This window comes from Streptomyces sp. NPDC002536, assembly GCF_053594995.1.
Genome location: NZ_JBSFWU010000055.1, coordinates 42,258 through 50,854 on the forward strand (window position 1 = coordinate 42,258; position 8,597 = coordinate 50,854).

Annotated in this window: 8 protein-coding genes and 1 pseudogene; 5 read left to right on the plus strand and 4 right to left on the minus strand. The window is 69.5% G+C overall.

Features of this window, described 5'->3' with window-relative positions; translation table 11 throughout:
- Window positions 1-28: 28 nt before the first annotated feature.
- The 3 genes and pseudogenes from ACWD4B_RS20800 to ACWD4B_RS20810 form a co-directional block, all read right to left on the minus strand.
- Window positions 29-415, minus strand: a pseudogene (locus ACWD4B_RS20800) (rodlin); the annotation flags it as partial.
- A gap of 218 nt (window positions 416-633) precedes the next feature.
- Window positions 634-1,029 (minus strand): rodlin, encoded by a 396-nt coding sequence (locus ACWD4B_RS20805; protein ID WP_451422123.1) that lies wholly within the window; start codon window positions 1,027-1,029, stop codon window positions 634-636.
- 146 nt (window positions 1,030-1,175) lie between these two features.
- Window positions 1,176-1,487 carry a hypothetical protein gene (locus ACWD4B_RS20810; protein ID WP_336410208.1) on the minus strand — a complete coding sequence of 104 codons (312 nt, stop codon included), beginning with the start codon at window positions 1,485-1,487 and terminating at the stop codon, window positions 1,176-1,178.
- Window positions 1,488-1,745: 258 nt separating this feature from the next.
- Between ACWD4B_RS20810 and ACWD4B_RS20815 the strand changes: the two genes are divergently transcribed.
- The 3 genes from ACWD4B_RS20815 (at window position 1,746) to ACWD4B_RS20825 (ending at window position 4,447) form a co-directional block, all read left to right on the plus strand.
- Window positions 1,746-2,366 carry a TetR/AcrR family transcriptional regulator gene (locus tag ACWD4B_RS20815; RefSeq protein ID WP_451422124.1) on the plus strand — a complete coding sequence of 207 codons (621 nt, stop codon included), beginning with the start codon at window positions 1,746-1,748 and terminating at the stop codon, window positions 2,364-2,366.
- 284 nt (window positions 2,367-2,650) lie between these two features.
- Complete coding sequence (locus tag ACWD4B_RS20820; protein WP_451422125.1) at window positions 2,651-3,244, plus strand: TetR/AcrR family transcriptional regulator; 594 nt, start codon at window positions 2,651-2,653, stop codon at window positions 3,242-3,244.
- A 138-nt stretch (window positions 3,245-3,382) separates the two neighbouring features.
- Window positions 3,383-4,447 carry an alpha/beta hydrolase gene (locus ACWD4B_RS20825; RefSeq protein WP_451422126.1) on the plus strand — a complete coding sequence of 355 codons (1,065 nt, stop codon included), beginning with the start codon at window positions 3,383-3,385 and terminating at the stop codon, window positions 4,445-4,447.
- Here ACWD4B_RS20825 and ACWD4B_RS20830 read toward each other — a convergent pair whose 3' ends face one another.
- Window positions 4,448-5,638 carry an alpha/beta hydrolase gene (locus ACWD4B_RS20830; protein ID WP_451422127.1) on the minus strand — a complete coding sequence of 397 codons (1,191 nt, stop codon included), beginning with the start codon at window positions 5,636-5,638 and terminating at the stop codon, window positions 4,448-4,450.
- Between the two features lie 284 nt (window positions 5,639-5,922).
- Here ACWD4B_RS20830 and ACWD4B_RS20835 point away from each other — a divergent pair, with 284 nt between their 5' ends.
- Both ACWD4B_RS20835 and ACWD4B_RS20840 read left to right on the plus strand, forming a co-directional pair.
- Entirely contained in the window at window positions 5,923-7,299 is a 1,377-nt protein-coding gene (locus ACWD4B_RS20835; protein WP_451422128.1) for a carotenoid oxygenase family protein, read from the plus strand.
- 217 nt (window positions 7,300-7,516) lie between these two features.
- Complete coding sequence (locus ACWD4B_RS20840; RefSeq protein WP_451422129.1) at window positions 7,517-8,530, plus strand: vWA domain-containing protein; 1,014 nt, start codon at window positions 7,517-7,519, stop codon at window positions 8,528-8,530.
- The last annotated feature ends 67 nt before the right edge of the window (window positions 8,531-8,597 follow it).

Consider the following 8,597-nt stretch of genomic DNA (forward strand, 5'->3'; position numbering starts at 1 on the left):
AGTCGTGCCCGAACTCGTGCTCCTCCTCGTTGGCCGAACCGTTGCCGGACAGAATCGGAATGTCGTCCAGGATGTGCGACAGGGCGTCGTCGCCATCGTTGATCGTCGAGTTCTCGGTGCACATCTGCTGCTGCTGCGAGGACAGGATCGGAATGTCCTGGAGACCGATGCCCACCAGGCCGACGAGCGACTGGGCGCCCAGCTTGCCGATGGCGATGCAGGGCTTGTTGAACGAGCCGTTGATCAGACCCATCTGCGGGCTCATGTAACCGCCCGTGTAGGTGTTCCCGTAGGACTGGTACGCACCGTTGGCGTTGGCGACATCGCTGTCGTTGCCGATCGCCAGTGCGGGAGCCGCTCCTCCACCGACCGCGGAGGCCGCCAGAGCGGCCGTGGCCACAACCTTCTTGATCACGATATTTCCTTCGCTCCGGTCGACGAATTCCAGTGGCTCTCTGCCTAACTCACGGCATCGGCGGAGGTTATCCGGCATCAGTCGTTCGGCCCACGCCGCGGCCCGATGAGCATCAATTCGACGGAATTCCCCGGCCCGGCCGGACCGGGGCACACGGAAATCCCCCCGTGGCAGGTCCCGCACACCCGCCACAGGGGGATTGTTCCGTGACCGGAAGGTCAGTGCCCGTTCGCCGAGCCGTTGCCCGAGAGAACCGGGATCTCGTCGACCAGGTGCGACAGCGCGTCGTCGCCGTCGTTGATCGTGGAGTTGTCGGTGCACTGCTGCTGCTGCTGCGACGTGAGGATCGGAACGTCCTGGACACCGACGTTGAGGAGTCCGATGAGGGACTGGACCTCGGCCTTGCCGATACCGATGCACAGCTTGTTCAGCGTGCCCTGGATCAGGCTCATCTGCGGGCTTTCCTTGCCGCCCGTCGAGGTGTTGCCGTAGCCGGTCTTGGCACCGTTCGCGTTGGCGACGTCGGTGTCGTTGCCGACGGCCATGGCGGGGCCGGCCATGGTACCGACCGCGGTCGCCGTCAGAGCGGCCGTCGCGAGAACCTTCTTGAGCACGTCTATGCCTTTCGATCGAGTAGCGCCCCCATTGAGAAAGCGCTCTGCCTAACTCCGGCCCATTTGAGAAGTTCCGGGCTTTCACTCATTCGAGCCAGCGGGCCCAGGAAATAGGGGAGTTGTCGACCGAAGGCGTTCGACGGCTTTTATCGGGTGCGTCGTCGATAAGAAAAAATGCTGGTCAGGGTGACATAGCGGTACTGGCCGCCGCGCTCGCTGACGAGTTCGCCGCGTTCTATCAGGTGGGCCACCGTCCAGGGGGAGAGGCCCAGCAGCGAGGCGGCCGTGCGGATGGGGACGCTCAGCCCCTCGAAGACGGCAGGGAGGGCGTCCTCCCGGAAGGACTCGTCCGGAAGGGAGTCGTCCGGTACCTGCGGGGCCACCACGCCGGGGTCCATCGCGTAGTGGCCCATCACGTACATGTCGTGTGCGGCTGCGGCAGCAAGGTGTCGTGCCATGTGACGCGCACCGTCCCCTCGGTCCGGAGTGTTGTTCTCAGATGTCGTGCGGTGCTGTGTCCAGAAAAACGGAACCAGGCATTCCGGTCAGTTCACTGGCTGCTTCTGACGGCAGTTCAACTTCCTTACCTGCCGCCGGGCCAGCGTTCCCCGAAAGACTAGAAACCGACTTGCCGGGCGTCAAGTAGGCTAGGCTGCCTGCCTGCTGAGCGGCAAGAGCGGCCGGTCCCCGGCCCTCCCGAGCGAAGGGAACAGCCGATGGGGAGCACGACAACACCCCGCCGTAGCAACACCCGGCAGCGCATCCAGGACGTCGCACTGAAGTTATTCCTCGAGCAGGGATACGAGAAGACCGCGCTCCGGGAGATCTCGGACGAGCTCGGTGTCACCAAGGCGGCCCTCTACTACCACTTCAAGACCAAGGAGGACATCCTCGTCAGCCTCTTCCTGGATCTCGGGAGGAAGATGGACGAACTCATCGCCTGGGGAAAACGGCAACCGCGCGAACTGGCCGTCAAACAGGAGCTGCTGGCCCGGTGCAGCGTCATCTTCCATGATGCGGCGCCGCTGTTCGACATCCTCATAGCGAACCAGGCGACGCTCGACGCACTCAGCGTCGGCCAGGACTTCAAGGACCGGGTCGCCGCCCTGTCGGACCTCCTCCAGGAGGAGAACTCCTCGCTGAACGCCCGGGTCCGCTTCGCGACGTCCCTGCTCACGCTGCACTTCGGCACCTTCGCCATCAGACAGCTGGACGGCGACCCGGAGGAGAAGCGGCTGGCCCTGCTGGCCGGCGCGACCGAGCTGCTCACCTCGGCCCACGAGGACGTCCTGGCCGGCGCGGCCGGACCGGCGGCGGGGGTACCTCCGGAAGGGTGACAGCGGGGATTCCGGCGGCGTCGCGCGTCCGGATGACGCGGACCGCCCTCTCCGCAGCGATATCGCGCCAGAGCCCGCTCCACGGTGGCCGCTTCCTGCGTCATCATCGTCCTCCGCACCCGCGTGGGTGCGGGGCTCACCCGATGGACCGCTGAACCTCCTTGCCGACCGGCCAGTTTCGTTCATAACGTAACCGGTCCTGGTGCTAACCGGTCGTCAAGTAGGCTCACCGGCCGGGGGGAGCGGACGACGGGACGACGCGACGGAGAGCAGGAGAGAAGGCCATGGGCACAACCCCCCGGGCGCGCAGGAGCGACACCCGCGAGCGCATTCAGCAGACCGCCCTCGGCCTCTTTGTGACGCGCGGCTACGAGAAGACCTCGCTCCGGGAGATCGCCGAGGAGCTCGGGGTCACCAAGGCCGCGCTGTACTACCACTTCAAGACCAAGGAGGACATCCTCACCGCGCTCTCCGACCGGCTGGGCGAGCCCGTCGACGAACTCATCGCCTGGGGCCGCGAGCGGCCGCCCACGCTGGAGAACAAGCGCGAGCTGCTGAGCCGTTACAGCGTCGCGGTGCGCGACGCCGCACCGCTGTACCGGATCCTGCAGGAGAACCAGGCGACGCTGCGCGACCTCGACATCGGCGCTCGGCTGCGGGAGCGGGTCGGCGCCGTCTCCCAGCTGGTGCACGCCGCGGAGGACGGCGACGACGCGCCCCTGGAGACCCTCGTGCGGTTCTCCAGCGCCCTGTTGACCGTGCACTTCGGCACCTTCACGCTGGACGAGATGCCGGGCGACCCGGAGGCGAGGCGGGCCGCGCTGCTCAAGGTCGCCATGGAGATCCTGGACTCCACGGACGGCGGTTCCGCGGGCTGACCAGGCCCTGTCGACCGGGGCCGTCGGCCCCGTCCGGGTACGGCTGGCCGATACCCCGGGCAACCGGACAGTCCCTCGATTATGGTCGGGCGCAGTCACCGCAACCGACCGCCGCCGAGCCGAGGGAGCGTCTGCGGGATGAGTCTGACCGGAACCGCGTTCCTCGCGCTGCTCCTCGCGGTGACCGTGCTGACGGTGCTGGCCACGCTGCTGCTCTGGGCGAGGATCCCCGGCCCCGGGCCGGTGCGCTGGCTGGGGCGGGTGGTGCTGATCGGGCTGTGCCAGGCGACCGCGATCTGTGTGGTCGCCGTGTGGATCAACACCAGTTACGGCCTCTACGCCTCCTGGGACGACCTGCTGGGCCGCTCCGGGGACAAGGGCCCGGTCTCCATGCCGGGCCCGCCCGCGCAGCGGGCCCGGTTCATCCGCGGGGACAACGGGATGCGGGAGACGTACTTCCACGGCTCCCGGTCCGGGCTCTCCGGCCAGGTCATGGTGTGGACCCCGCCGCAGTACGACGACCCGCGGTACCGCCGCACGGCGTTCCCGGTCGTCGTGCTGCTGCACGGGGTGCCGGGTTCGCCGCAGTCGTGGATGGAGCAGGGCAGGATGCCGGGCGCCTACGAGCGGCTGCTGCAGAACGGGGAGACGCGGCCGTTCATCCTGGCCGCGCCGATCATCAACCCCGGGGGCGTGGACACCGACTGCTCCGACGTGGACGGGCGCAAGGTGGCCACATGGCTCGCCGCCGACGTGCCGGAGCTGCTGCACAGCCACTTCCGGACGGCGCCCGAGCCGAAGTCGTGGGGCCTGCTGGGGATTTCGACGGGGGGCCTGTGCGCGGCGAAGCTGCCGCTGCAGTACCCGAAGGTCTTCGGGGCCGGCGCCGGGCTGGATCCGGATCCGCTCAACGGGGACCGGGGGGCGGTGACCGACCCGGCGCTGCGGGAGCGCAACAGCCCCACCTGGCTGGTGGCGCACACCAGGGCCGATGTGGGGCTGTTCCTCGCGACGTCGCGGCAGGACCGGGAGAGCCCGCCGAGCTACATCGAGGACTTCCAGCGGGCGGCGGCCGGGTCGCCGGTGCGGCTGAAGACGATGCTGCTGCCGACCGGCGGCCACAACTACGGGACGTGGATCACGCTGTACCCGGCGGCCTTCGGATGGCTGGGCGAGCAGCTGACGGGCGGGCCGCCGCGGTGATCACTGCTTGGGCTTGTCGGCGGTGTCCTGGGGGAAGGTGAGCTGCTGGCTCATCCACTCCAGGGCCGGGCCGATCTCCCGGCGCCAGGTCTGGAAGTTGTGGCTGCCCTCGGGAAGGATGATCGACGAGGCCGTCATCGGCTGCTTGACCGCCTTCAGGAACTTCTCGGTCTCCCCGAAGTTCTTCTCGCCCTTCTTGCTGCTGGTGACGAGCACCGACACCCGCGGCACCGGCATGTTCTCCAGGCGCCAGATCAGGTCGTGTTCGCGCTGGCGCTGCTTGGCGTCGGGGCCGCTGCCGAAGAGCTTGCCGGTCGTGGGGTCGCTGCCGACCTTGTAGTCGCCGGAGAGCGCGGCGGCCGCGGGGTAGACGTCCGGCTGGCGCATCGCGAGCTCCAGGGCGCAGGTGCCGCCCGAGGAGTAGCCGAGGACGCCCCAGGCGCTGGGGTCGTTGCCCACGCGGTAGGTGCTCTTCAGCGCGTCGGGCAGGTCCTTGGTGAAGAAGGTCTCCGCCTGCGGGCCGTCCGGCACGTCGACGCACTCGGTGTCGCGCGGCGGGGCGATGGTCGGGCGGACCATGACGATGATCGTCGGCTGCATCTTGTTCTGCGCGAGCAGCGTGCCCGCGGTCTGCGGCACCTGGAGGTGCTGGGCGAGATTCATGATCCCGCCGGGATATCCGCTGATGACCACCATGACGGGGAAGCGGTGGCGCTCGTACTGCTTCTGGAAGTACTGCGGCGGCAGATAGACGAAAGCGGGATTGATCGCGCGCGACTTCTGCCCGATGATCCGGACCGACTGGACCTTGCCCTCCTTCTCGGCCGGGCCGCGCGGAATTCCGCCCACCTTGTCGATGCCCTGCGGACCGGCCGGCTGCACGAGCCCGTCCTTCGAGGCGCCGACCGTCGCGTACGGGGCGCCCTGGGTCATCTCGTTGACGTTCACCGGCGCCTTGTCGACGCGGCCGAGGAGCTGGCCCCAGGTGCCGTAGAACTGGCCCCAGGAGTTCACCGCGAGCAGCAGGGCCGCCATGATCGCCAACTGGGTGGTCAGGATGGAGCCCAGCCGTCCCAGGACGGGCAGCACTCCGCGCCCGGCCAGCCTCGGCCACACCCACACCATGAGGGCTACGCACAACACGGCGCCGAACGTCACCGTGTAGAAGAGCGACCTGCTGGTCAGGCCCATGTGCGACTCAACTCCCTGCCCCTGTGGTGGGTACTCGTGTTCGTCCGGCAATAGTCACCGATAAAGAGTCGGGAACGGGACGGGAGGGTTGCCCGGCCCGCATTTATTGCCCTGCTCTTGTCCTGCCCGTGTCCTGGGCTTCCCCGGGTGTTCCCCGCCCCGAAAGACCGCGGGACGCTGCCGGAAAAGCCCGGAAAGCGCGGCCGCCGCTGGCAGAACGTCCCCTTCCGCTGGATGGTGGTCGGGAGGGCGCCGCGGGGGCGGGCCGGGGGAGGCGGTGGGTCATGACCGGTGCGGACCGAGCGGCCAACCCCTGCCTCGGCGGCCTCTTCGCCCCCGTGCACGACGAGATCACCGCCTTCGACCTGCCGGTCACCGGCCGCCTCCCCGAATCGCTGCGCGGGCGCTACCTGCGCAACGGGCCCAATCCGCTGCAGGTCGACGAGCCCGCCGCGTACCACTGGTTCAGCGGCGAGGGCATGATCCACGGAGTGCGGCTGCGCAACGGCCGGGCCGAGTGGTACCGCAACCGCTGGATCCGCTCCGACGCCGTCGCCGGGCGGCTCGGCGAGAAGCTGCTGCACGGGCCGCGCCATCTGGGGACGGACTTCGCGCCCAACAGCCACGTGCAGTTCTTCGCGGGCCACTGCCTGGCGCTCGTCGAGGGCGGTGCGCTGCCCTACGAGATCGACTCCGAGCTCTTCACGGTCGGCCCGTTCGACTTCCACGGCACCCTGCCCGGCGGGTTCGCGGCGCACACGGTCGTCGACCCGCGGACCGGGGAGCTGCACGCGGTCGCGTACTGCTGGGCCTGGCCGTACGTGCAGTACCTGGTCGTGGGGACGGACGGCTGTGTGCGGCGCCGTGTCGACGTTCCCGTCGCGGGGCGGCCGATGATGCACGACTTCTCGCTCACCGAGCACCACGTGCTGCTCTACGACCTCCCCGTGGTCCTCGCCCCGGAGCGCAGCCGCAACGGCTTCCCGTACGCCTGGGAGCCGGGGCGCCCGGCGCGGCTCGGGGTACTGCCGCGGGAGGGCAGGGCCGCGGACGTCCGCTGGCTGGAGATCGAGCCGTGTTTCGTGCTGCACCCGGTGAACGCCTACGAGCACGACGGCGGGCGGTGCGTGACCGTCCATCTCGTGCGCTACGACCGGCTCTTCGACGGCGGCCGGCGCGCTCCGGACAAGCACCGCGGGCAGTTGGAGAGCTGGACGGCCGACCTGGCCGCCGGAACCGTGCGGCGACAGCAGCTGGACGACCGGGCGGTGGAGTTCCCGCGGGCCGACCCGCGGCGGCTGACCGGTCCGTACCGCTACGCCTACGCGGTGCACGAGCGGGAGGACTGCCGGGGAACGGACGGCTACCGGGGCGGCTTTGGCGCCGGACTCGTCAAATATGACTTCCTGCGCGGAACGAGCGAGGAGTTCCGGATGCCGCCGGGCGGTGACATCGGCGAGGGCGTGTTCGTCCCCGCCGCCGCGGATGCGGCCGAGGACGACGGCTGGGTGCTGTCCTTCGCCTACGACCCGGCCCGTGCGGCCACGGATCTGGTGGTGCTGGCGGCCCAGGACGTCGCGGCGGGTCCGGTGGCCCGGGTGCACCTTCCGGTGCGAGTGCCGCTGGGTTTCCACGGCAATTGGATTCCTGATGACACGTGAGGCGCTTGTTGCTGTCTGTGTGACAGCGACGCGCGCGGGGCAGGTGTGGCCCTACGGGACGGGTGTTGACGGCTAGCCTTACTGCGTCGCACCACCGGGGAACTTTTCCCATCACACCAGACACTTCACACCAAGAGGACATCTCCCCATGGGCATTCGGAGTCTGCTGCGGAACGCATTCGGCCTGGGCAAACCGGCGGGCCAAGACGAACCGGCCGTGCCCCAGCAGAGTGCGGGGCCCGACAGCGCCGCGGCCGGTTCCGTGACCGTCCCCGCACAGACCACCGCCGAGCGCGCCGCCGACCCGACGATTCCGGACCCCGGACCGCTCGGCCCGGTCCCCACCCCCGGCCCGCCGCGCCCCGAGCCGGTCCCCGAGCCCGAGCCCGCACCGACCCCGATGCCGGAGCCCAAGCCCGTACCGCAGCCGGAGCCCGTCCCCACGCCCCCGCCGAACCCCGTCCCCGAGCCGGCCCCCGGCCCGGACCCGGAGCCCGCACCGGCCATGGGCGGGGCGGCCGTCAGCCTGGAGAAGGTGCAGCAGCAGGCCCCCGCGCTGGTCAGCCTCTACAAGTCGGCCGGGGTCTCGCTGCGCAAGCAGGGCCTCGCGGGACAGCGGGCGGCCGTCTATCTCGTCCTCGACCGCTCCGGCTCGATGCGCCCGTACTACAAGGACGGCAGCGTCCAGCACCTCGCCGAGCAGGCACTCGGACTCGCGGCCAACCTCGACGACGACGGCGTCGTGCCCGTCGTCTTCTTCTCCACCGACGTCGACGGCACGGCCGAGATCGACCTCGGGAACCACGAGGGCCGGATCAACGAACTCCACGCGTCCTACGGCCACATGGGCCGCACCAACTACCACTGGGCCATGAAGGCCGTGATCGACCACTACCGGGCGTCCGGCGCCACCGATCCCGCCTTCGTCATCTTCCAGACCGACGGCGCTCCGTACAGCAAGCCGGCCGCCGAGAAGGCGCTGTGCGAGGCCGCGCACCTGCCGATCTTCTGGCAGTTCGTCGGCTTCGGCGACCCGGAGGGCAAGGGCTTCGAGTTCCTGCGCCGGCTGGACGACCTGCCGGTGCCGGGGCGACGTGTCGTCGACAATGCGGGGTTCTTCCATGCGGGGCGTGAGCCGATGGCGCTGACGCATGACGAGCTCTACAAGGAGCTCATGGTCGAGTTTCCCGACTGGCTCGTCGAGGCGCGGGCTGCGGGCATCATCGACTGAGCGCCCCGCGCCGGGCGCCCCGTCAGGGGCGCGGGGCTGTTACATCATGCGGCTCCGCCGCGTGGGC